Raw genomic sequence first — 23,885 nt, 5'->3', positions numbered from 1 at the left:
AGCCGCCCCATGCTGCAACTCTTCTCAGTTCCGGATGATCCGTCGCTGCTCGCTTTCGGCGTCTTCGAACCACGCTTCGTGCTGCTGTCGGTCCTGATCGCCATTTTCTCTTCCTGGATGGGCCTGCAGATCGCCGGCCAGGCCGCCGCCAGCCGCACCCACCGCGCCATCGTGCTCGGCAGCGGCAGCCTCGCGCTCGGCGCCGGGGTCTGGGCCATGCACTTCATCGGCATGCTGGCGTTTAACCTGTGTACCGAGATCACCTACGACCCGTGGACCACGATCCTGTCGGCCCTGCCGAGCATCGGCGCGTCGGCCGTCGCGCTGTCGCTGATCTCGCGCCAGCGCCTGGGCCTGGTGGGCCTGATGATCGGCGGCGTGGTGGTCGGCGCCGGCATCGGCGCCATGCACTATTCGGGCATGGCGGGCATGCAGATGAAGCTGCAGCTGCGCTACGATCCGGCAATGTTCGCCTTGTCGATCGTGGTCGCGGTGGTGCTGGCCACGATCGCCCTGGGCGTGCGCTTCGGCCTGACACGCTTTACCTCGCTCACCGAATCGCGCCGCCTGCTGATCGCGGCCACCGTCATGGGCTGCGCCATCGCCGGCATGCACTACACCGGCATGGCGGCTGCGCGCTTCGTCGGCCAGGTCGAACCGGGCGGCAGCGGCGCCTCCAACAGCGAGTTCCTGGCGATCGCCATTTCGCTCATCACCGTGGTCTTCACCGGCCTGGTGGTCGGCGCCAACGGCCTGCTGCGCTACCGCCAGATGTTCCTCGAGCTGCAGCGCAGCGAAGCCTGGATGCGCGCCCTGCTCACCACCACGGTGGACGGCGTGATCACCATCGCGCGCGACGGCACCGTCACCGAATTCAACGCCTCGTCCGAACGCATCTTCGGCTGGCGGCGCGACGAGATCGTCGGCCAGAATGCCGGCCTGTTGATCGCCGACGACGACGTCACATCGCAAAATGGCCTGCTGGGCATCATGCGCGACGGCTATACCGAGGCGCTGAGCAAGAGCAGCGAGATCATGGGCAAGCGCAAGGATGGCGGCATGGTGCCGATCCGGCGCGCGATCGGCCATGCGCGCCTGGGCCAGCAAGACCTGTTCGTCTGCTTCATCACCGACATCAGCGAACGGCGCGCCATCATGCAGGCGCTGCACGCCAGCGAAGCGCAGTTCCGCTCCCTGATCGGCAACATCCCCGGCATCTCGTTCCGCTGCAGCGTGGACGGCGACTGGCCGATGGTTTTCATCAGCGACGCGGTCGAACGCGTCACCGGCTTCCCGGCCGCGGACTTTTTGGGCGACCCGCCGCGCCGCACCTTCGGCGCCATGATCCATGCGACCGACCGCGTGCGCGTGAACGACGAACTGGCGGTCGCGCTGCGCGAGGACCGTCCCTACCTGGTCGAATACCGCCTGCTGCACGCCGACGGCAGCGTGCGCTGGATGTGGGAAAACGGCAGCGGCGTGCGCAACGACGCAGGCGAGGTGGAGTGGCTCGACGGCGTCATCCTCGACATCACCGAGCGCCGCCTGATGGAAGAAGCGCTGCGCGAAGCCAAGGACAAGGCCGAGCAGGCCGCCGCCGCGCGCGCGACGTTTGTCGCCAACATGAGCCACGAAATCCGCACGCCGATGAATTCCATCCTCGGCTTTACCGACGTGCTGCTCGACGGCGAGTTGAACAAGGAACAGCGCCGCCACCTCGACACCATCCGCAGCGCCGGCCGCGCCCTGCTGCGCCTGCTCAACGAAATCCTCGACACCGCCAAGCTGGAAAAAGGCGCGGTGGAGCTGGAGCAGAACGACTACAACCTGCTGTCGCTGATCGACGAGCTGTCCTCGACCCTGGCTGCGAATGCGCGTGCCAAGGGCCTGCACCTGGACATCCACTACGACCCGGCGCTGCCGACCGGCCTGCGCGGCGACGAGCTGCGGGTGCGCCAGGTGCTCACCAACCTGCTCGACAACGCGATCAAGTTCACCCCGCAAGGCACCGTGACCCTGCGCGTGGGCTTCGAGGCCGACCAGCTGTGCATGTCGGTGAGCGACACCGGGATCGGCATCGCGCCGGAACGCCTGCAGGCGATCTTCGACCCGTTCACCCAGGCCGACGCCTCGATGACGCGCCGCTTCGGCGGCACCGGCCTGGGCACCACCATCTGCAAGCAGCTGGTCGAGCTGATGGGCGGGAAGATCTGGGCCGAGAGCGAACCGGGTCAGGGCACCACCTTCCACGTGCGCCTGCCGCTGGTGCTGGCGCGCTTCGCGCAGCAGGCCCCGCGCGTGCGCAGCGCCGCCGTGCTGCCGCCGCTGCGCGTGCTGGCCGCCGACGACGTGCCGCAGAACCTGGAACTGCTGCAGCTGCTGATGGCGCGCCGCGGCCACACCCTCACCGCGGTGCCCGACGGCGCCGCCGTGGTGCAACAGGCCAAGGCCGGCGAATTCGACCTGGTGCTGATGGACTTCCAGATGCCGGTGCTCGACGGCCTGTCGGCCACCCGCGCGATCCGCGCCCATGAAGCCGAGACCGGCCGCCGCCGCACGCCGGTGATCGCGATGACCGCCAGCGTGCTGGCCGAACATCGCCGCGCCAGCGTCGAAGTGGGCATGGACGGTTTCGCCACCAAGCCGGTTGACTGGTTCACGCTGTCGCACGAGATCGCGCGCGTGCTGGGCCTGGACCAGCAGCAGGCCGACAAGGATGGCGTGCAGATCCCGGGCCCGGCGCGCGAAGTGCTGAACCGCCGCGCCGGCCTGCACCGCTGGGCCGACAAGGCCGACGTGTATGCCGAGGCGCTCGACCACTTCGGCCGCCAGTACGGCGACCTCGCCACCACGTTGCAGCTGCACGCGGCGGGCGGCTCGCACCAGGAACTGCGCATGCTGGCCCACAAGGTGCGCGGCGTGGCCGCCAACGTCGGGCTGGAACAGCTGTCGGACGCGCTGTCCAAGCTGGAGCAGGCCACCAACACGGTGCCGACCGACGAGCGGGAAGCGGCCAGCGCGCTGGGCGCCTCCACCGCCGCCCTGGGCGAAGCGCTGGCGGCGATCCGCGCCGGCAGCGTGACGCCGACCCTGGCCCCGGAAGTGCTGGGCGCCTTCGACCTGGCCCGTGCCCGCCGTGCCGGCGGGGTGCTGCTGGAAGCCCTGCGCCGCGGCGCCCTCGACGACGCCGCCCTGGCCGGGCTGGCGGCGGCGCTGGCCGGCCACCCGGTGGCGCCGCGCGTGGCCCAGGTCCAGGGCTCGATCGGCGATTTCGAATTCGACCTCGCCCTGCAGCAGCTGGAAGCCGTGATGGCCACGCTGGGCGAATAGGCACATTGGATTGAAGCAGTACGACAGGACGCACCAGGACACACCGTATGACCCAACCGAACAACCGCCCGCTGATCCTCGCGGTCGACGACGAGGCCAGCAACCTGCAGTTGCTGCGCCAGATCCTGCAAGACCACTATCGCCTGCTGTTCGCCAAGGACGGCGCACGCGCGCTCGAGCTGGCGCGCCAGGAACATCCCGACCTGGTGCTGCTGGACGTGATGATGCCGGGCATGTCCGGCTATGAAGTCTGCGCTTCGCTCAAGGCCAACCCGGAGACGGCGGCGATCCCGGTGATCTTCGTGACCGCACTGACCGACACCGCCGACGAGCTGGAAGGCTTCGAGGCCGGCGCGGTGGACTACATCACCAAGCCGGTCAGCCCGCCGATCGTGCGCGCCCGCGTGCGCACCCACCTGTCGCTGGTGCGGATGGAAGAGCTGCGTGCGACGCGCCTGGAGATCGTCCAGCGCCTCGGCCTGGCGGCCGAATACAAGGACAACGAGACCGGCCTGCATGTGATCCGCATGAGCCACTTCTCGCGCATCCTCGGCATCGCCGCCGGCCTGACCGAAGCCGAGGCCGACGACCTGCTGCACGCCGCGCCGATGCACGACGTCGGCAAGATCGGCATCCCCGACCGCATCCTGCAGAAGCCCGGCCCCCTCGATCCGGACGAATGGAAGATCATGCAGAGCCATGTGACGATCGGCGCCGAGATCATCGGCGAGCATGAGGGCGGAATGCTGGCGCTGGCCGCGCAGATCGCGCTGACCCACCATGAAAAGTACGACGGCAGCGGCTATCCGCACGGGCTGCGCGGCAACGACATCCCCCTGGTGGGACGAATCGTGGCGATTGCCGACGTGTTCGACGCACTGACCTCGGTACGGCCGTACAAGAAAGCCTGGAGCGAGCAAGAGGCGCTGGACTTGCTGCGCGAGCAGAAAGGGCGCCATTTCGATCCGGCGCTGGTCGATTTGTTCCTGGAGCAGATGGACGCGGTGCGCGCGGTGCAGCAGCGCTGGGCCGAGGCCTGACTCCTCGCTTTGCCTACCTGGTCGGCGGCAGGCCGGCCAGTCCCACGCTTCCGCCGGCGTTCGCCGTCGCCTTGCGCGCCACCAGCTCCTGGTACAGCGCCGTATAACTGGCCGCCATCCGTTCCGACGTAAACAGTTCGTGATAGCGTTCTTCGGCGCGCGCGCCCATGCGGCGCGCCAGCTCCGGCTTGTCCCACAGCGTGCGCAAGGCGTGGCCAAGGGCCTGCGGATCGGACGGCGGCACCGCCAGCCCGGTCTCGCCATCGAGATTGATATAGGTGGTGCCGGTACCGATCTCGCAGGAGATCATCGGCTTGCCGTACATCGCCCCTTCCAGCAGCGAGATCCCGAAGGCTTCCGAACGCAGGTGCGACGGAAACGCCACGGCATAGCACAGGGTGAGCAGCGCGGCCTTGTCGGCTTCGTCCAGCGCCCCCGTGAAAATCACGTGCGTCAATCCCAGCCGCGCCGCCTGATCCTTCAGTGCCTGTTCTTCCGGCCCGGTGCCGACGATCACGATCGGGAAATCCGACTCCCTGGCCGCTTCGAGCAGGATGTGCAGTCCCTTGTAGTAGCGCAGCACGCCCACGAACAGGAAGAACTTCGGTCCCACCTTGGCCCGCCAGTGCGCCAGGCGGCAGGGCTCCACCGCCGGATAGGTGGATTTATCCAGGCCATAGGTGATGACGCGGGTCTTGTCGCGGTAGCGGTCCAGCACCGGCGACGAGGCCAGGTAGTTGGGCGAGGCGGCGACGATGCTGTCGACGCTGCGCAGGAAACGGTGCTTGAGCGGCTGGTACAGGCGCAGCAGGCGCTTCTGGCGCACGATGTCGGAGTGGTAGCTGACCACGGTGGGCTTCTTCACGCGCGAGATGAAGTGCGCCATGTCCATGAAGGGCCAGGGGAAGTGGTAGTGCACGACGTCGGCCTGCTGCGCCATGCGCGTCAGCGCGCCGAGCGCGGCCAGCGAGCAGGCGTTGGAAGCGATCTCGAAGTCCAGCGGCACCCGGTGCACGGCATGGCCGTCGAACTCGATCGGCGCCAGGTCCTTGTGGCGCGACAGCGACAAGACCGTATTGGTCACGCCCAGGCGTCCTGTGCCGACGCACAGCTGGCGGATCACCTGTTCGATGCCGCCGACCGAGTCCGGATAATAGGTCTTGTAAAAATGGAGGACACGCATGTTGAAAGCTTACTGCGAAAGCACGGCGCGGTACACGTCGGCGGTCTGCCGTGCGGTCGCATGCCATGTCAGTTGTTCGGCGCGTTCGCGCCCGGCGGCAATGCAGCGCGCGCGTTCGGCGCTGTCATTGGCAAGGGTGTGCATGGCGTCGGCCAGCGCCCTGGCGTCGAGCGGATCGACTTCCAGTGCGGCGCCCAGCGTGACTTCCGGCAGCGAGCTGGCATTCGAGGACACGACCGGCACGCGCGACGCGAAGGCCTCGACGATGGGGATGCCAAAGCCTTCGTAGAGCGAAGGAAAAACGAAGACGCCGGCGCCAAGATACAGGTGGCGCAGCTGCACCGGGTCGGTGAGCGCATTGAGCCAGACGATGTTTTCGCCATCGGCGCGGGCGGTTTCCAGCCGCGCCACCAGCGCTTCGCAGCGCCAGCCGCGCGCACCGACCACCACCAGCGCGCGCTCGTCGCGCAGCGCGCGCGGCAGCATCAGCCAGGCGTCAAGCAGGCGGTCGACATTCTTGCGCGGCTGCAGCGTGCCCACGGTAAGGAAATAGCCAGGATCGAGTTGGTAGTGCGCCAGCGTGGCGGAAACCGCTTGCGGGTCGGCCGGCTCGAGCCATTCGTCGTCTACCCCACAGTAGACCACCGAGACCCGGTTCGGGTTCACGCCGAAGCACTCCACCAGTTCATCGATCGCAAAGTGCGAGAGCGCGATGACATGGTCGGCCTTGGCCGTGGCCTTGCGCTGCAGCCAGTTCTTGACGCTGCGCAGGCGCGGATTGCACCACTCGGGATACTTGATCGGCAGCGCGTCGTGCAGGGTTGCCACCACCGGGCAATCCATGCGCACGATGCGGTAGTCGGTCACGTGGAACAGGTCGGCCGGCATGTGCACGCGGTGCGCACCGGGGGTGGCCAGGTCGACCAGGGACGCGGTTTCGAAGGATTGCGGCAGCGGCTGGCCGATGCTGATGCCGGCGGCGGCGCGCGAGCGCAGGCGCGGCCAGGAATACGGGAGCACGCTGCAGCCGGTGCGCGGCAGGTGGCGCAGCAGGGCCGTGGTGTAGACCCCGATGCCGTCGAGGCGCCCGCCCGTCAGGCCCGGTTCGATCATGGTCGTCCCGAGTCCGACGGCAAGACCGCCTGCGCTCACGCCTGGTACATCCAGCGCAGCGTCTCGGACAGCGGCGTCGGGTCGAGCTGGCCGATGACGGCGGTCAGCTTGCTGTTGCTGCCGGTGAGCGTGAGCACGTCGTTGGCGCGGACAAAGGCCGGGTTGACGTGCACGTCGATGCGGTAGCCGGCGATGTCGCCCATCATGTCGATCAGGCTGGCCAGCGAATGCGAGCTGCCCGAACAGACGTTGAAGGCTTCGCCGCCCGGCGCCACGGCCATCAGGCGGCGGTAGGCGCGCGCCACCATGCGCACGTCGGAGAAATCGCGCGCGATGGCCAGGTTGCCCAATTCGATGCGCGCTTCGTTGCGGCGGAAATGGGAGACGATCTTGGGCAGCAGGAAGTTCTCGGCCTGGCCGATGCCGGTGTAGTTGAACGGGCGCGCGATGGTGATCGGCAGCTTGTCCATCCAGAGGCGCGCCATGTATTCCATGGCCAGCTTGCTCACGGCGTAGTCGTTGGCCGGGCTGGGCGCCACGTTTTCGTCGATGACGGGCACGCTGGCGTTGCCATAGATATTGGCCGACGAGGCCAGCAGCACGCTGGTGGGACGGTGCTTGCCTTCGGCCAGGGCCTCGAGCAGGTTGCGCGTGCCGACCACGTTGACGCGGTACATCAGTTCGGCGTTGGTATGGGCCACGAAGGCGATCCCGGCCAGGTGCGCCACGACATCCGGCTGCACCGCGTCCACCATGGCCGCCACGGCCTCGCGGTCGCACAGGTCGACCGGGAAGATATCGGGGCCCAGCTCTTCGCCCGGCATCACCGTGCCATAGACACGGTAGCCGGCGGCGCTGAGTTCCTGCGCCATGTAGTAGCCGGTGAAACCGCGCAGGCCCGTGATGAGCGCGCGGCGTCCCTCGCCTTCCCGCCCGCCGATGAAGGCGGGGATGTCACCCGTGGCCACGCGTTCCATGTTAGAACGAGAATCCGATTTCGTTGCGACGCAGGTCGGCGTCGACCATCATCTGGCACAGCTCTTCCAGCGTGGTCTTCGGCTCCCAGCCGAGCACGCTCTTGGCCTTGGCCGGGTCGCCGATGAGGAGCTCGACTTCGGCCGGACGGTAGAACTTGGGCGACACGCGCACCAGCGTCTTGCCGGTGCGGGCGCAGTGGCCGACTTCGTTCTCGGCGGTGCCGGTGAATTCGATGGCGATGCCGGCGCCCTTGAAGGCCATGGTGACGAAGTCGCGCACGGTCTCGGTGCGGTTGGTCGCCAGCACGAAGGTGTCGGGCTGGTCGGCCTGCAGGATGCGCCACATGCCTTCGACATATTCCTTGGCATAGCCCCAGTCGCGCTTGGCGTCCAGGTTGCCCAGTTCGAGGACGTCGAGCTTGTTCAGGACGATCTTGGCCACCGAATCGGTGATCTTGCGGGTGACGAACTCACGGCCGCGCAGCGGCGACTCATGGTTGAACAGGATGCCCGAGGAACCGAAGATGTCATAGGACTCGCGGTAATTGATCGTCATCCAGTGCGCGTACAGCTTGGCGACGCCGTAGGGGCTGCGCGGGTAGAACGGGGTGTCCTCGACCTGCGGGATGGCCTGCACCTTGCCGAACATTTCCGAGGTCGAGGCCTGGTAGAAGCGGATCTTCGGGTTGATGATGCGGATGGCTTCGAGCAGGTGGACGGCGCCCAGGCCGGTGATGGAGGCGGTGGCGACCGGCTGCTCGAAGGACACGCCGACGAAGCTCTGGGCCGCCAGGTTGTACACCTCGTCCGGGCGCGCGCTGTCGATCAGGCGGATGCTCGATGACAGGTCGGTCAGGTCGTATTCGACCAGCGACAGGTTCGGGTGCTTCTCGATGCCGAGCTCTTCGATGCGCCAGAAATTGACCGAGCTGGAGCGGCGGAAGGTGCCGGTCACGTGGTAGCCTTTTTCCAGGAGAATCTGCGCCAGGTAGGCGCCATCCTGGCCGGTAATGCCAGTAATCAGGGCTCGTTTCGTTGTTTGCATGTTCTTGGGTTCTAGAAGATGGTCTCGCGGGCAGCCAGACTCAGGGCAGCCCGGATTGTAACAGAGAGGGAGTAGCTCACACCCTTGCAGAGCAGAAACAGGTGCAATAAAAGCAACACTTTGTCCCGACATTATGCCCCGAAACGGCTGGGGTAAGTCGCCCGCTTACGGTTTGTTACCGTTGTATTTGCGCGATGACAAACAGTGAAATTTGGAGGAAAACACCTTTGACGCCCCGCAAAGGACGGCGTCGTCGGGTGGTCGGCGGCGCCGACCACCCGACGACGCCGATTTACCGATCAGCGTTGTGAAACCGCATCAACCACGCACAGCGCCGTCATGTTGACGATGCGGCGCACGGTGGAGGACGGGGTCAGGATGTGCACCGGGCGGGCACAGCCGAGCAGGATCGGGCCGACCGCGATGCCGTTGCCGGCCGCGCTCTTGACCAGGTTGTACGAGATGTTGGCGGCGTCGATGTTCGGCATCACCAGGAGGTTGGCGTCGCCGGTGAGCTTCGAGTCGGGCATGATCTTGATCCGCACCTTGGCCTCGATCGCGGTGTCGCCATGCATTTCGCCGTCGATTTCCAGGTCCGGCTTCATGGCCTGCACCAGCGGCAGCACGGCGCGCATCTTCTGGGCCGAGGCGCTGTTGGAGGTGCCGAAGTTCGAATGCGACAACAGGGCCGCGCGCGGCTGGATGCCGAAGCGTTCCATTTCCTCGGCCGCCATCACGGTGATCTCGGCCAGTTCGCAGGCAGCGGGGTTTTCGTTGACGTGGGTATCGACGATGGCCAGCTGGCGGTCCGGGGTGATCAGGAAGTTCATCGCCGCATACACGTTGGTGCCGGCGCGCTTGCCCAGCACCTGGTCGATGTAGTGCAGGTGCATCTGGGTGGTGCCGTAGGTGCCGCAAATGAGGCCGTCGGCATCGCCCTTGTGGACCATCATGGCGCCGATCAGGGTGTGGCGGCGGCGCATTTCCAGCTTGGCCATGTCGATGGTCACGCCCTTGCGCATGCCGATCGCGTAGTAGGTCTGCCAGTAGTCGCGGTAGCGCTCGTCGAAGTCGGGGTTGATGACGTCCACGTGCTGGCCCAGTTTCAGGCGCAGGCCGAATTTCTCGATGCGTTTTTCCAGCACCGCCGGACGGCCGACCAGGATCGGGCGCGCCAGCTTCTCGTCGACCACCACCTGCACCGCGCGCAGCACGCGCTCGTCCTCGCCTTCGGCGTAGACGATGCGCTTGGCTTCCAGCGGCGTGCTCTTGGCCACCGAGAACAGCGGTTTCATGAAGGTGCCGCTGCGGTAGACGAACTGCTGCAGGCTTTCGGCGTAGGCTTCCATGTCGGCGATCGGGCGCGTCGCCACGCCGCCGTCCTGGGCGGCCTTGGCCACCGCCGGCGCGATGTGGGTCAGCAGGCGCGGATCGAAAGGCATCGGGATCAGGTATTCCGGGCCGAAGGACAGGTTGGCGATGCCGTAGGCCGAGGCCACGATGTCCGACTGCTCGGCATGGGCCAGGTCGGCGATCGCATGCACCACCGCGATTTCCATGTCGCGCGTGATGGTGGTCGCGCCGCAATCGAGGGCGCCGCGGAACATGTAGGGGAAGCACAGGACGTTGTTGACCTGGTTCGGGTAGTCCGAACGGCCAGTGGCGATGATGGCGTCGCTGCGCACGGCTTTCACGTCTTCCGGCAGGATTTCCGGGTTCGGGTTGGCCAGCGCCAGGATCAGCGGGCTCGGCGCCATCGCCGCGACCATGTCCTGCTTCAGCACGCCGCCGGCCGACAGGCCAAGGAAGATGTCGGCGCCGGGAATGACTTCCGCCAGCGAACGGTGCGGCGTGTCCTGGGCGAAGCGTTCCTTGTCCGGGTCCATCAGCTCCGCGCGGCCCTTGTAGACCACGCCGGCCAGGTCGGTGACGAAGATGTTCTCGATCGGGAAGCCGAGGTCGACGATCAGGTCGAGGCAGGCCAGCGCGGCCGCGCCGGCGCCGGAGACCACCAGCTTGCAGTTCTTCAGGTCCTTGCCGACGACTTTCAGGCCATTGATGATGGCCGCGCCGACGATGATCGCGGTGCCGTGCTGGTCATCGTGGAAGACCGGGATCTTCATGCGCTCGCGCAGCTGGCGCTCGATGTAGAAGCATTCCGGCGCCTTGATGTCTTCCAGGTTGATGCCGCCAAAAGTAGGCTCGAGCGAGGCGATGATGTCGACCAGCTTGTCCGGATCGTTCTCGTTGATCTCGATGTCGAACACGTCGATGCCGGCGAACTTCTTGAACAGCACGCCCTTGCCTTCCATCACCGGCTTCGATGCCAGCGGGCCGATGTTGCCCAGGCCGAGGACGGCGGTGCCGTTGGTAATGACGGCGACCAAATTGCCGCGCGCGGTGTACTTGAACGAGTTGGCCGGGTCCTTGACGATCTCTTCGCAAGGAGCGGCGACGCCCGGGGAATAGGCCAGCGCCAGGTCGCGCTGGTTCAGCAGGCCCTTGGTCGGGGTGACGCTGATCTTGCCCGGACGGGGAATCTGGTGGTACTCGAGCGCCGCAGCACGCAGTTGTTGACGCAGTTCTTCTTTTTTATCCGATGACGAATCCATGCCGGGCAGCCTTCCTGGTACTAGAGGGGAACCTCCAATTTTATCAGACGAGCACTTATCGAAGGCTACGTATTTTCAACAAGCAGCCTTATGATTCAGAAGACAAGCTTATTTCAGAAGACCATTCAGTTGCAAAGCTTATGAATCTGACGCGACAGCCCTCTCCAGCGGCGGTTTACAATCCGCGCATGCTCTCCGAATTCGACCTCATCAAACAGTTCTTCCGGCGCGACCGCCCCGGCCGCGCCACCCTCGGCATCGGCGACGACTGCGCCCTGCTCACGCCCACGCCCGGCCGGCAGCTGGCGATTTCCTCGGACATGCTGGTCGAGGACCGGCATTTCTTCGCCGGCGCCGATCCCTTCATGCTCGGGCACAAGGCGCTGGCGGTGAATCTGTCCGACCTGGCGGCGATGGGCGCGCAGCCGGTCGCCTTCACGCTGGCGCTGGCGCTGCCCGCGGCCGACCCGGCGTGGCTGGACGGGTTCTCGCGCGGGCTGTTCGCGCTGGCCGACGCCTGCGGGTGCGAACTGGTGGGAGGCGATACCACCAGGGGGCCGCTGAACATCTGCATCACCGTGTTCGGCGAGCTGGTACCTGGCCACGCGCTGCGGCGCGACGCGGCGCGGGTGGGCGACGACATCTGGATCTCGGGGACGCTGGGGGATGCGCGCCTGGCGCTGGCCGGGTACTGGAAGGAACTGGCGCTCTCCCCCGACGACCAGCAGGCGGCGGCGCAGCGCATGCACCTGCCGTCGCCGCGCGTGGCCCTGGGACTGGCGCTGGCCGCCCAGCCGGTGGCGCATGCGGCGCTCGATATCTCGGATGGGCTGGTGGGGGACCTGGGGCACATCCTGGCCGCGTCGCGCGTCGGCGCGACGCTCGACGTGGATGCGCTGCCGGCGGGGCCGGTGCTGGCGCGGCAGGACCGGGGCTTGCGACGGCGGTTTACGGCGGCGGGTGGGGATGACTACGAGTTGTGCTTTACGGCGCCGGTGGCCAATCGCGAGAAGGTGCTGGAGGCGGGGCGGGCGAGCGGGACGGCGGTGACGCGGGTGGGGAAAATTGACGCGGAGCCGGGGTTGAGGCTGGTGGATTCGGATGGCGCGGCGCTGGATCTTCGCTTGAGCGGGTGGGATCACTTCAGTTGAACTTGGGTTCCGGCCTGCGCCGGAAGTCGTAGGCGCCAGTGGCGCGTACGACGGTTTTTAGGCCAACAATGTAAGCACGTCGTCCCGGCGCAGGCCGGGACCCAATTTGATCGCCCCGCCTACGCCACCTTCTCATCCCCCTCCCTCGGCGCCTTGCGGTCGTCATACGGCCCATTGGTCATCCAGTAATGCCGGAACGCCAGCCGGATATTTTCCCGCAGCTGCTGGTCGTGCCACGGCTTGGTATAGAAGCGGTAGATCGCCCCGCGGTTGATCGAATCGAGCACGGTTTCCACGCCCGTGTAGCCGGACAGGATGATGCGGATCGTTCCCGGGTACATCTCCTTGACCTTGCTGAGGAACTCGGTGCCGCTCATGACCGGCATGCGCTGGTCGCACACGATCACCTGCACGCGGTACAGCGCCAGCAGCTCGAAGCCTTCGGCCGGCGACGACGCAGTGAGCACGCGGTAGTTGTCGCGCCTGAACAGGCGGTGCAGCGAAGTGAGCACGTTGACGTCGTCGTCCACGATGAGCAGGGTCTGCACCTTGTCGTCCTGCGCCGGCGGCTGGTCGGGCTGGGCGCGGTTGTCGCGCACCAGGCGGGCCAGGTCGTCGGCCGGGATGCCGCGCGAGAAGTGGAAGCCCTGGATCTCGTCGCAGCGGTGGCGCCGCAAATACGCCATCTGGGCGCGCGTCTCGACCCCTTCGGCGATCACCTGCATGTGCAGGCTGTGCGCCATGCTGATGATGGCCAGCGCGATGGCGGCGTCGTCCGGGTTGGTCACGATGTCGCGCACGAAGGCGATGTCGATCTTGAGCTTGTCGATCGGGAAGCGCTTGAGGTAGGCCAGCGACGAGTAGCCGGTGCCGAAGTCGTCGATGGCAATCCGGATGCCGAGCTCCTTCAGGCGCCCCAGCACCTCGATGGTGTGCTCGGCATTGGACATCAGCGCGCTTTCGGTCAATTCCAGTTCCAGCATGCCCGGTTCCACCCCGTGGCGCTCGAGCGCCGCGCGGATCACGCCTTCCAAGTCATCCTCGACGAACTGGCGGCTCGACACGTTGACCGCCACCCGCACGTCGCGCAAGCCAGCCGCGTTCCAGGCGGCGATCTGGCGGCAGGCTTCGTGGACGATCCATTCGCCGACCCGCACCACCAGCCCGGTCTCTTCCATCACCGGCACGAATTCGGCCGGGTACACCAGCCCGAAGCCGGGCCGGTTCCAGCGCAGCAGCGCCTCCACGCCGGCCACCCGTCCGGTATTGAGTTCGAGCTTGGGCTGGTAGTACAGCACGAACTCGCCGCCCTCGAGCGCACCGCGCAGCGCCAGTTCCAGGTCCAGGCGCGCCAGCACCTGCACGTTCATCCCGGCGGTGAAGAAACGGTAGCCGTCGCGCCCCGCCTCCTTGGCGCGCACCATCGCGGTGTCGGCGTACTTGATGAGCGCGCCCGGCTCGGTCGAGTCTTCCGGGTACATGGCGATGCCGATACTGGCCGTCAGCGCGGCGGCCTGGCCGTGCAGGTCGAAGGGCGCGCGCAGGGCCTCGCGGATCTCGTTGGCGACATTCACCGCTTCCTGCTGGTCGCGCGTCATGGTGAGGATCAGGGCGAACTCGTCGCCGCCCAGCCGGCCGACCGTGTCGCGCAGGCGCACGCAGCGCACCAGGCGGGTGCTGAACTGGCGCAGCAGCTCGTCGCCCAGCGCGGTGCCGAGCGAATCGTTGATGATCTTGAAGCGGTCGAGCGTGATGCACAGCACCGCCACGCGCCAGTTCTTGTCGCGCGCCAGTTCGATCGCGTCGCGCAGGTTCTGGAAGAACAGGGTGCGGTTCGGCAGGCCGGTGAGCGCGTCGTAGCTGGCCATGTGGCGCATGCGTTCCTGCGCGTGCAGGCGTTCGCTGATGTCGCGCGCCACCGCGATCAGCATGCGGCTCTTGCCCAGGTCCTTCAGCTTCCAGCTGATTTCCACCGCCACCGCGCCCTGCCCGCCCGCGCGCAGCAGCTCGGTCTCGACGATGTCGCCGGGCAGCGCGCCATACTCGACCTTTTCCGCCTGCGGCCCGCTGGCCACGGCGTCAGCGGCCAGGTGGCGCTCCAGCAGCTCGCGCGTCCCAAGGCCCAGCGCCACCGGATCGATCCGCAGCAGCGCGTCGCGCGAGAAGCCGAGCATGCGGCAGGCGCCGTCGGACACGTCGACCATCGCCATGCTGGCGGTGTCGATCAGGAAGATGGCGTCGGGCGTGGCGTCCATCGCGCCGCGAAAGCGCGCCAGTTCGGCGGTGCGCTCGCGCACCTCGCGTTCGAGCGCCACGCCGTAGTCCTGCGATTCGCGGTGCAGCAGGCGCACCTCGAGCAGGTTGCGGATGCGCGTCATGACCTCGACCGTGTCGAAGGGCTTGCCGATGAAGTCGCGCGCGCCGGCCTCCAGCGCCGCCAGTTTCTTGTCCGGTTCGGCCGTCACCACCAGCACCGGCAGCCACGAATCGCTCTCCAGGGGCTTGAGCGCTTCCATCACGTCGAAGCCGTCCATGCCGGGCATGTGCAGGTCGAGGATGATCAGGTCGTAGCGCTGTTTCAGGTGCATCGACACCACCTGGCGCGGGTCGTTTGTGCTCGCGACGTTCTCGTACCCGGTGGTTTTCAGCAGGTACTCGAGCAGCTGGACGTTGACGGGTTCGTCGTCCACGACGAGGATGCGCGCATGGCGGATGTCGGACAGTGAAATCATTCGGCCTTCCTTTCGGCCGGCGCCTGTTTCCCACCGCTTCCCGGTGGGTAGAGTTGCGCCAGCGTACTGTTGATCGCTTCGCTGAATTTGTCGAGGTCGATCGGTTTGGTCAAGTACCGGTTGAAGCCGGCCGCCTGGCCGCGCTCGATATCGCGCGGCATGGCATTGGCGGTGAGGGCGATGACGGGAATCGCGACGGTCGCCTGGTCGGCGCGCAGCTGCCTGAGCACTTCGATGCCGCTCATGCCGGGCAGGTTCAGGTCCATCAGGATGATCTCGGGCAGGTGGGCGCGCGCCAGCGACAGGCCCACATGCCCGTCCGGGGCCGACAGCAGCCGCAGGTCGCCGCGAAAGCGCACGATCTCTTCGACCAGGCGCAGGTTGGCCGGGTTGTCTTCCACATACAGGATCAGGTGCGGCGCGCCTTCGTCCGGCAGCGGCTGCGCTTCCCCGGTGGCCTGCGCGCCTTCCTCGAGCGTGGCGGCGGCCAGCGGCGCGGTGGTGGCCAGCTCGATCCAGAACACGCTGCCCACGCCCGGGCTGCTGGTGACGCCGATCTCGCCTCCCATCAGTTCGACCAGGCGCTTGGTCACGACCAGGCCGATGCCGGTGCCTTCCTGGTTGCCGCCCTCCTGGCCGAGCCGGTTGAAGGGCTGGAACAGGCTGGCCACCTGGTCGGCGTCCAGGCCGATGCCGGTGTCCTGCACCGACAGGCGCAGCCGGTTCGGCGCCACCTGCTCGCAGGCCAGCACCACGGCGCCGGCCTCGCGGTTGTATTTCACCGCATTCGACAGCAGGTTGAGCAGCACCTGTTTCAGGCGCGTGCGGTCGGCCAGCACCACCGCGCCGGGCGCCTCGGGGAACAGCACGCGCACGCCGCGCTGGGCTGCGATCGGCTCGACCATCGTGCGGGTTTCCGCCAGCGTGTCGGCGAGCGCCACCGGTTCCATCGACAGGGTCACCGTGCCCGACTCCACCTTGGCCAGGTCGAGGATCTCGTTGATGAGCGTGAGCAGGTGGCGCCCGGACTTGAGGATGTGGTTGGCGAACTCCTTCTTCTGCTCGAGCGTCGAGGGCAGCGTGTTGGAGGTGAGGATCTGGGCGAAGCCGAGGATCGCATTGAGCGGCGTGCGCAGCTCGTGGCTCATCGAGGACAGGAAGGCCGACTTGGCCTGGTTGGCGCTGCGTGCTTCTTCGTTGGCGTTGGCCAGTTCGGCGTTGGCCAGCGCCAGCTGCAGGGTGCGCTCGTCGACGCGCTGCTCGAGCTGCTCGTTCAGGCGCATCACTTCCTGCTGGGCGCGCGAACGCTCATACACTTCGCGCGCGATCTCGGCGCTCGAGGTTTCCAGTTCGCGGGTGCGGCCCTCGATCTCGATCAGCATGGCGTTGAAGGAATCGACCAGCTCCCCGGCCTCGTCGTCGCTGATGCGCGGCGCGCGGCGCGAATAATCGCGGGTGGCCACGACGTCGCGTGCGATCTCGGTAATGGCGACGATCGGCGCCGTCACCACGTGGCCCATGCGGCGCACCAGCAGGTAGGCCACGCCCATCGCCAGCAGGGTCACGCCAAGGGCGATGCTGAGGTAGTCGAGGGTGCGCGCCAGCAGCTGGTTCTCGGCGCGCAGGTAGACGGTGCCGAGGGTGTCGCCGTTCTCGGAGATGCGCTGGCGCACCACCAGGTCGTCGCCGTCGCTGCTGGGCGCCGCCGACAGCTGCGGCGGCATCTGGCGCGCTTCGCCCTGCGCCTGGTAGGAAGCGAACAGCTCGCCGTTGGCGTCGTAGATGGCGGCCGCGCGCACCATCGGGCGGGTGCGTAGCAGCGCCAGGTTTTCATTGGCCAGGCGCGGGTCGTCGAAGGTCAGCGCGGCCGAGGTCATGTGGCCGACCAGCTCGGCCTGGGTCGACAGGTCGTTGATGAGGCCGCGGTGGTAGCTGCGCAGGTCGTAGCCGATGATGATCGCGATCGATACCAGCAGCGCGGCCAGCGTGGTCGTCATGACGGCCGCCACCAGCTTGGTGCGGATGGTACGGCCGGTCATGCAGGCTCCGCCGCCGGCGCGCGGCGACGCGGTGCAGCTTGGGGCGGACAGCTGCCGCCCATGCCGCACAAGTGGGCCGGTCCGGTCCGGTCACGCGCATGTCGTTCGAGCGGCATTCCAGGTCCTACGGAAGACGAAAAAAGGTACCGGCCGCGCGTACGCGGCAGCGTCACCAGCATAGCGGAGCACTGTGTGTCATGTCGCACGGAACCTTTCACGATTGGGCTTGTCGGCGCCCGGTAAATACATCCATGCAGGGCGGGTAACATGGTGGCCGCACGTTCCTCGACGCTTTCCGTGCCAGATGGCCGTGGAGCGCGCTAGAATGAAGCCGTGCGCCACGCGCGCGCCACACCCCAGCGCAGACACGTACTCAAAAGGAGCTTCACGTGACGAACGATATTCTCGATCTTGCTACTAAAGTTGGCCGTGCGCTAGAGGCCAAAGGCCTGATGCTGGTCACCGCCGAATCCTGCACCGGCGGCGGCGTGTCGCAGGCCATCACTGAAATCCCGGGCTCCACCGGCTGGTTCGACTGCGGCTTCGTCACCTATTCCAACAACTCCAAGGCCGAGCTGCTCGACGTCTCGCCCGCGCTCATCGCCCAGTTCGGCTCGGTCAGCGAAGAAGTCGCCGGCAAGATGGCCGAAGGCGCGCTGTCGAGCAGCACCGCCGACGTCGCGGTCTCCACCACCGGCATCGCCGGCCCCACCGGCGCGGTGCCGGGCAAGCCGGTCGGCACGGTCTGCTTCGGCTGGGCGCGCGGCGACACCACCCACACCGAGCGGCTGGTGTTCCAGGGCGACCGCAAGTCCGTGCGCGAGCAGACCGTGGCGCACGCGCTGCAGGGCCTGCTGCGCATGATCGAATAAAGGCCATGTCCCGGCTGGCGCCGCGCCTGCCTGGCGGCCTGTCGTTCGGCCTGTGCCTGCTGCTCGGCGCCGGGCCGGCGGCTGCCGGCGCCTACACCGTGTACGCCGCCGGCGACATCGCACGCTGCAAGCACCCCGACCCGCGCTGGTCGGGCGCGGCCGCCACCGCCACGCTGGTGGAAGGCTTGCTGCGCGCCGAACCGGATGCCGCCGTGCTGTCGCTGGGCGACCACACTTACCCGAAGGGGACGGCGGCCGAGTTCAGGGACTGCTACGGCCCGACCTGGGGACGGTTTCGCGACCGCACCTGGCCCACGCCCGGCAACCACGAATACGCCACACCCGGGGCCCGGCCATACTACGCCTACTTCGGCGAGCGCGCAGGACGCGGCTACTACGCGCTGCGGCTGGGCAGCTGGCTGGTGGTCTCGCTCGACAGCAACCTGAAAGGGCCGGCGCACGCCGCCCAGATAGGCTGGCTGCGCGCCGAACTGGCGCGCTCGCCCAGCCGCTGCACCCTCGCTTTCTGGCACCACCCGCTCTATACTTCGGGCGGCCACCTGGGCCCGGGCCGGATGCGCGACGCCTTCGCACTGCTGCACGCGGCCGGCGCCGAGATCGTTTTATCGGGCCACGACCACGATTACGAGCGCTTCGCGCCGCAGGATGCCGACGGCCGGCTGGACCGCGCCCGCGGGGTGCGCCAGTTCGTGGTCGGCACCGGCGGCGCCTACGCCACGCCCTTCCTGCAGCTCACTCCCAACAGCGAGGTGCGCGACGCCAGCCTCGATGGCGTGCTGGCGCTGCGCCTGCTGGAGGGCGGCTACGAATGGCGCTTCCTGCCGGCCGACCCCAGGCGCGTCCCGGCCGGCGCCACCCCCGACCATGGACGCGGCGTGTGCCACTGATGGAAGCCCGGCATGAAACTCATTACCTTGATCCTCCCGCTTATGCTCCTTTGCCCTGCCCCTCCCGACGCCCGCGCCCAGGCGCCGGCGCCCACCGTCGCTTTCGACAAGACCACGCTGTCCAATGGCCTGCAGCTGATCCTGGTCGAAGACAAGCGCCTGCCGATCGTGGCGGTGAACATCTGGTACCACGTCGGCCCGGCCAACGAGGCGCCAGGGCTGGCCGGCTTCGCCCACCTGTTCGAACACATGATGTTCGAGGCCACCCGCCACATCCCGCGCGGGCTGGCCGACCGCCTGCTGGAGGGCGCCGGCGCCCTCGACAGCAACGGCAGCACCGACTACGACCGCACCAACTACTACGACACGGTGCCCTCGAACCAGCTCGAGCTGGCGCTGTGGGTGCACGCCGACCGCATGGGCTACCTGCTCGACGTGCTGGACCAGAAGGCGCTCACCACCCAGCAGGACGTGGTGCGCAACGAGCGCCGTGAAACGGTCGAGGGCGAGCCCTATGGCCTGGTGGAGGAAGCGCTGGCGCATGCGCTGTTCCCCAAGGACCACCCGTATTACGCGTCGATCATCGGCTCGCACGCCGACATCCAGAACGCCAGGCTCGAGGACGTGCGCGAGTTTTTCACGCGCTACTACGCGCCGAACAACGCCAGCATCGTCATCGCCGGCGACATCGACAAGGTCAAGACGCGCGCGCTGGTCGAACGCTATTTCGGCTCGCTGAAGCGCGGCCCGGCGGTGATGCGGCCCAGCGTCATCACGCCGCCGATCGCCAGCGAGCGCCGGGTGGTGGTGCACGACCGCGTCGAGCTGCCGCGCGTGTTCATGGGCTGGCACACGCCGCCGGCCTACCAGCCGGGCGACGCCGAGTTGTCGGTGGCCGCCGTCATCCTGGGCGGCGGCAAGTCGAGCCGGCTGTACAAGAAGCTGGTGTACGAACAGCAGATCGCCCAGGACGTCGACGCCGCCCAGCATTCCTACGCGCTGGTGTCGACATTCGTCATCGACGTCACCGCCCGCAGCGGCATCGAGGCGCGCGAACTGGAGGCGGCGATCGATGCCGAACTGGCGTTGCTGCGCGACGAAGGCCCGTCGCTGCACGAAGTGGAACGCGCCCGCAACAGCATCGAGACCGCCCTGCTCTCCTCCATCGAAAAGCTCGGCGGCGACGGCCTGGCCGACCAGCTGAACCAGTACAACCAGTACACCGGCGACCCCGGCTACCTGGCCAAGGACCTGGAGCGCCTGCGCCGCGTGACGCCGGCCGACGTGCAGCGCGTGGTGCGCACTTACCTGCGCCAGCAGGCGCGCGCCGTGGTCACCGGCCTGCCCGGCAAGCCAGTCATCAAGGACCCGCGGGTGCCGCCGGCGCCCAAGGGCAAGCGCACCGCCGCCCCGGCCAGCGAAGGCATCAACGCGCCCGAGCCATGGCGCGCGCAGCAGCCGAAGGCCGGGCCCACGCCGCAGTTCACCTTGCCCCGGGGCGAGTCGTTCAGGCTGGCCAATGGCCTCACCGTCATCCACCACCACAACCCCGGCCTGCCGCTGGTATCGAGCCAGCTGGTGGTGCGCAGCGGCAGCGCCGCCAATCCGGCCTCCCTGCCCGGCCTGGCCGGCTTCACCGCGCAGATGCTGGAAGAAGGCACGGCCACCCGCAGCGCGCCCCAGATCGCCGACGAGATCGCGCAGCTCGGCGCCTTCCTCGACAGCGGCACCAGCCCCGACGCGTCCACCGTGTCGCTGCTGTCGCTGCGCGCCACCTTCCCCCAGGCCCTGGACATCCTGGCCGACGTGGTGCAGCGCCCGGCCTTTCCGATCGCCGAAGTGGAACGCCAGCGCGCCAGCCGCATCGGTGACCTGATCCAGCAGCGCGACGAGCCGGAATCGGTCGCCGCGGTGGCCGCCGCCGGCGCCCTGTACGGCAGCCGGCACGCCAAGGGCTACGGCCAGCTCGGCACCGAGCCGGCGATCCGCAGCGTCACGCGCGACGACCTGGCCGCCTTCTGGCGCCGCCACTACGTGCCGGAAAACGCGGCGCTGGTGGTCTCGGGCGACATCACGCGCGCCGAACTGAAAGCCCTGGTGGAAGCGCGCTTCGCCGCCTGGGCCGGCGCCGACGCGCCGGGCGGCGGGCCGGGCGATGCGGCCGGCACGGACGCGCGGCTGGTGGTGGTGGACGAGCCGGACGCCGGCCAGACCGCGCTGCGCATCACCAGCATCGGCGCGGCGCGCGACACGCCCGACTTCCCGGCGCTGCAGGTCATGAACGGCGCCTTCGGCGGCATGTTCTCCAGCCGCCTGAACAACAACCTGCGCGAGACCCGCGGCTACAGCTACGGCGTGTACTCGCAGTTCCGCTACGACCGCACGCCGGGCCCCTTCGTCATTGCCGGCAACGTGCAGGCCAAGGCCACCGGCGCCTCGGTGCGCGAAGTATTCCGCGAACTGGCCGCGATCCGCGACACGCCGCTGCCGCCGGCCGAACTGGCGGCCGCGCGCGACGCCCAGGTGCTGTCGCTGCCAGGGCAGTTCGATACCAATGCCGACATCGGCGCCAGCCTGGCCGAACTGTTCATCTATGGCTTGCCGGCCGATTACTACGTGCGCCTGCCGGGGCAGCTGGCCAGCGTCACCGCGGCGCAGGTGCAGGCGGTGGCGCGCAAGTACCTGGTGCCGGAGCGGATGAAGGTCGTGGCCGTGGGTGACCGCAAGCGCATCCTGCCGCAGCTGCAGCCGCTGGGGCTGGGGGTGGCGGAAGTGCGGGACAGCGACGGGCAGTTGGCGGGGCCAGCAAAATGATGGCGCGCCCCGCATGCGTGGGCTGGCTAACCTTTTTTCAGCGACGGGTCAGGAGATAAGATCGGAATCCGAGCCGCCGTAGACTTTCCGGTATCTCAGGTAGCCCGCACATGCAATCAAATCTGATGCCGCGCCCCATGGCTCTCGTCCTTCGGTGACAAGGCGGGGAATCTTCCCGGTTTTCTGATACTCCTCGGCTGCGCGAATCTGGTCTTCGTTCAGCCTATCGTCTGCGCGCATCTGATACATGGCGTTTCCCCGACCGCGCATCTTCGATCGCAATTCATTATGGCTAGCTACCGCCTTGCGCCTTTTCACCCATTTATCGAGCGTAGAGAGCATATCTTTTTCGTTATCGGGATTTCCGGGAATGAGCTTGAACCATGCGCGTGAATCATGGACGTAGTTATCGAAGAATTCCAGCACAGCTGGCTGCACGGCCTTCTCCTTCTCCCACCATGTAGCGATCTCCTCCCATTCGGAGGCGTGACTGTTGCCAATTCCCGCCTTCTGGCTTGAAGGAGTGAATTGACCGCCTTTATCCCTGAGCCAGTTCCCGAACGCTTTGATTTCGTCTTCGAATTCATGGGCTGCACTGTGAAGATCGTTCTGGTCGAATACGGACGAGCGGAGGAAGCTGGGACTCTTATGTAAGGGGGAGCTTCCTGAGACACGCCGCGCGAGCCGCCATTCGATCTGCTTGCGTGCCTGCTCGCGCATGATCCGATGCAGCGGCCCGCTTTTTTCGGTGCAGGTCGCAATGTATGCGTTGAATGCGCGAATCGCCTCCGGTTTCAGGGCGAAGCGTTCCTTCGCCACAGAACTGGCGAGCTCCAGCTTCAAAGGGACGCCGTTCAGGCGCGCTGCCTTGTACATCATCAGGAGCGGAATTCGCGTCAGCATGTCGGCGCCTTTCGGGTCGATTCCGCGTCCTTGCTCGCCAGGGCAGTAGCCACAACCAACGTCGGAATGCACTCCGGGCACGACGATTTCCGTGCAGCCCGCAGCGAGGGCGCCGTTCACCGAAATCGAATCAACCGGGAAACTGCGGCGCAGCTCGTGTGCTGCAACCAGATGCAGGCAGTTGATTCCCGGAGGAACACGCAGGCTGTCTTCGGCATCAGCCCAGAGACCGTGGCCGTCAAAATATCCAAACGAGTTTGCCAAGCCGACCGAGGCGACAGTATCGAACAAGCCCAGGAAGTCGAAATGTACGGGAAAGCCTCCAAGCGACATTGCGCCAGTTTTTCCTCGCAGCCTGGCATCGAGCTTGCAGAGGGACTGCAGCCAGTTGACGAAAACACGTGCCTCGGTGGCTCCGCGGGAAAAGCCAAATACTGAAATATAGATGGTCTTGACGATGCCCGGATCGATCTTGGCGGGCTTGCCAGTTTTCCGGTCAGGCCAATGCTTCGATACCGCATCATGTAATCTGAGCAGGATTTCTTCGAACTTCCTCGGCACTAGCTTTTCTCGCTTGGAAATGAGCGCACCGCTGGTGCCCCTTCCATCAAGAAGCGCTCGCGTGAGCTTATTGATGATCATCTTCCCGACTAGCTCTTTCGTTTCAACAGGAGAAATCAGCGGGACGCCAGTGAAATAACGATGAAGATTGTTCACGGCTTGCACCAGTGCCCACACTATCCTGAAGTCGCCGAACCCTCCTGCCGCAGCGCCGGATGTTCCGTGCCAGCCTGTGCCGCTATCGCCTACCTGTGGAAAAGGCGAAGAGACACCGGGCACATACACTCTGAAGAAGTGCGTATAACTTGATGCATTTCCTTTCCAGTCTGTGGTGGGCGGAAGAACTCCCGGCACACTCAATCCGGGATAGCAATCGTAGAGTCGGGCGACGTTCGAGTGGTTATTCGCGGCTTCGGCCTGTTCGTAATTATTCTTGGTTCCATCAAAGAAGAAGCCAAAAAACAGATTGGTCTTGCAAGAATCTTTCGGTTTTCCAACAGGAGCGCGCTCGCGTACTTCATGCGTTTCCAAGAATTTTTTATTTTCCTCCACGGAGAAAAAATTAGCCACAATCGACCGCACTTGCAAAATTTTCACCAATAGGA

At 66.7% G+C, this 23,885-nt stretch carries 14 protein-coding genes; 6 read left to right on the top strand and 8 right to left on the bottom strand.

Annotated elements, in window-relative coordinates; translation table 11 throughout:
- Positions 1-9: 9 nt before the first annotated feature.
- Positions 10-3,330, top strand: a complete 3,321-nt coding sequence (locus BM031_RS21570; protein WP_091876616.1) for an MHYT domain-containing protein — start codon at positions 10-12, stop codon at positions 3,328-3,330.
- 47 nt (positions 3,331-3,377) lie between these two features.
- A complete protein-coding gene (locus BM031_RS21565) occupies positions 3,378-4,370 on the top strand; it encodes a response regulator (protein ID WP_091876615.1) in 993 nt (330 codons plus the stop codon).
- A gap of 13 nt (positions 4,371-4,383) precedes the next feature.
- Here BM031_RS21565 and BM031_RS21560 read toward each other — a convergent pair whose 3' ends face one another.
- The 5 genes from BM031_RS21560 to BM031_RS21540 all read right to left on the bottom strand — a co-directional run bounded on the left by BM031_RS21560 (position 4,384) and on the right by BM031_RS21540 (position 11,300).
- Positions 4,384-5,553, bottom strand: coding sequence for a glycosyltransferase family 4 protein (locus BM031_RS21560; RefSeq protein WP_091876614.1), 1,170 nt, complete (start codon positions 5,551-5,553; stop codon positions 4,384-4,386).
- Between the two features lie 9 nt (positions 5,554-5,562).
- A complete protein-coding gene (locus tag BM031_RS21555; protein WP_091876613.1) occupies positions 5,563-6,666 on the bottom strand; it encodes a glycosyltransferase family 4 protein in 1,104 nt (367 codons plus the stop codon).
- Between the two features lie 35 nt (positions 6,667-6,701).
- The gene (locus BM031_RS21550; protein WP_091876612.1) at positions 6,702-7,643 is read right to left on the bottom strand and encodes a GDP-mannose 4,6-dehydratase; all 942 of its coding nucleotides are present in this window, start codon (positions 7,641-7,643) and stop codon (positions 6,702-6,704) included.
- 1 nt (position 7,644) lies between these two features.
- Positions 7,645-8,688 (bottom strand): GDP-mannose 4,6-dehydratase, encoded by a 1,044-nt coding sequence (gmd, locus tag BM031_RS21545; RefSeq protein WP_091876611.1) that lies wholly within the window; start codon positions 8,686-8,688, stop codon positions 7,645-7,647.
- 299 nt (positions 8,689-8,987) lie between these two features.
- Positions 8,988-11,300: an NADP-dependent malic enzyme gene (locus tag BM031_RS21540; RefSeq protein ID WP_091876610.1), complete on the bottom strand. Its 2,313-nt coding sequence runs from the start codon at positions 11,298-11,300 to the stop codon at positions 8,988-8,990.
- Positions 11,301-11,488: 188 nt separating this feature from the next.
- Between BM031_RS21540 and thiL the strand changes: the two genes are divergently transcribed.
- Positions 11,489-12,451, top strand: coding sequence for a thiamine-phosphate kinase (gene thiL, locus BM031_RS21535; RefSeq protein WP_091876609.1), 963 nt, complete (start codon positions 11,489-11,491; stop codon positions 12,449-12,451).
- A gap of 119 nt (positions 12,452-12,570) precedes the next feature.
- Here thiL and BM031_RS21530 read toward each other — a convergent pair whose 3' ends face one another.
- Together BM031_RS21530 and BM031_RS21525 are read right to left on the bottom strand one after the other, a co-directional pair.
- Positions 12,571-15,183 carry an EAL domain-containing protein gene (locus tag BM031_RS21530; RefSeq protein ID WP_091876608.1) on the bottom strand — a complete coding sequence of 871 codons (2,613 nt, stop codon included), beginning with the start codon at positions 15,181-15,183 and terminating at the stop codon, positions 12,571-12,573.
- The gene (locus BM031_RS21525; protein WP_091876607.1) at positions 15,180-17,222 is read right to left on the bottom strand and encodes a sensor histidine kinase, YfiR-like protein-associated; all 2,043 of its coding nucleotides are present in this window, start codon (positions 17,220-17,222) and stop codon (positions 15,180-15,182) included. Before BM031_RS21525 ends, BM031_RS21530 begins: the two co-directional genes overlap by 4 nt.
- Before the next feature lie 389 nt (positions 17,223-17,611).
- Between BM031_RS21525 and BM031_RS21520 the strand changes: the two genes are divergently transcribed.
- Genes BM031_RS21520 through BM031_RS21510 form a run of 3 tightly spaced genes read left to right on the top strand, consistent with a single transcriptional unit; the run spans position 17,612 to position 21,816 of the window.
- Positions 17,612-18,094, top strand: a complete 483-nt coding sequence (locus BM031_RS21520) for a CinA family protein (protein WP_091876606.1) — start codon at positions 17,612-17,614, stop codon at positions 18,092-18,094.
- 5 nt (positions 18,095-18,099) lie between these two features.
- A complete protein-coding gene (locus tag BM031_RS21515) occupies positions 18,100-19,002 on the top strand; it encodes a metallophosphoesterase family protein (protein ID WP_091876605.1) in 903 nt (300 codons plus the stop codon).
- A gap of 12 nt (positions 19,003-19,014) precedes the next feature.
- Positions 19,015-21,816, top strand: a complete 2,802-nt coding sequence (locus tag BM031_RS21510; RefSeq protein WP_091876604.1) for a M16 family metallopeptidase — start codon at positions 19,015-19,017, stop codon at positions 21,814-21,816.
- A 48-nt stretch (positions 21,817-21,864) separates the two neighbouring features.
- Here BM031_RS21510 and BM031_RS21505 read toward each other — a convergent pair whose 3' ends face one another.
- Entirely contained in the window at positions 21,865-23,850 is a 1,986-nt protein-coding gene (locus tag BM031_RS21505) for a phospholipase effector Tle1 domain-containing protein (RefSeq protein ID WP_177207856.1), read from the bottom strand.
- Positions 23,851-23,885: the final 35 nt, after the last annotated feature.

The sequence above is a fragment of the Massilia yuzhufengensis genome (assembly GCF_900112225.1).
Lineage (GTDB): Bacteria > Pseudomonadota > Gammaproteobacteria > Burkholderiales > Burkholderiaceae_D > Telluria > Telluria yuzhufengensis.
Note: the sequence above shows the minus strand (reverse complement) of the source record. Positions and strands in the feature narration are given on the sequence as shown.

Coding starts and splice junctions, on each gene's coding strand:
- BM031_RS21570 (WP_091876616.1), top strand. CDS start 10: ATGCTGCAACTCTTCTCAGTTCCGGATGATCCGTCGCTGCTCGCTTTC.
- BM031_RS21565 (WP_091876615.1), top strand. CDS start 3,378: ATGACCCAACCGAACAACCGCCCGCTGATCCTCGCGGTCGACGACGAG.
- BM031_RS21560 (WP_091876614.1), bottom strand. CDS start 5,553: ATGCGTGTCCTCCATTTTTACAAGACCTATTATCCGGACTCGGTCGGC.
- BM031_RS21555 (WP_091876613.1), bottom strand. CDS start 6,666: ATGATCGAACCGGGCCTGACGGGCGGGCGCCTCGACGGCATCGGGGTC.
- BM031_RS21550 (WP_091876612.1), bottom strand. CDS start 7,643: ATGGAACGCGTGGCCACGGGTGACATCCCCGCCTTCATCGGCGGGCGG.
- gmd (WP_091876611.1), bottom strand. CDS start 8,688: ATGCAAACAACGAAACGAGCCCTGATTACTGGCATTACCGGCCAGGAT.
- BM031_RS21540 (WP_091876610.1), bottom strand. CDS start 11,300: ATGGATTCGTCATCGGATAAAAAAGAAGAACTGCGTCAACAACTGCGT.
- thiL (WP_091876609.1), top strand. CDS start 11,489: ATGCTCTCCGAATTCGACCTCATCAAACAGTTCTTCCGGCGCGACCGC.
- BM031_RS21530 (WP_091876608.1), bottom strand. CDS start 15,183: ATGATTTCACTGTCCGACATCCGCCATGCGCGCATCCTCGTCGTGGAC.
- BM031_RS21525 (WP_091876607.1), bottom strand. CDS start 17,222: ATGACCGGCCGTACCATCCGCACCAAGCTGGTGGCGGCCGTCATGACG.
- BM031_RS21515 (WP_091876605.1), top strand. CDS start 18,100: ATGTCCCGGCTGGCGCCGCGCCTGCCTGGCGGCCTGTCGTTCGGCCTG.
- BM031_RS21510 (WP_091876604.1), top strand. CDS start 19,015: ATGAAACTCATTACCTTGATCCTCCCGCTTATGCTCCTTTGCCCTGCC.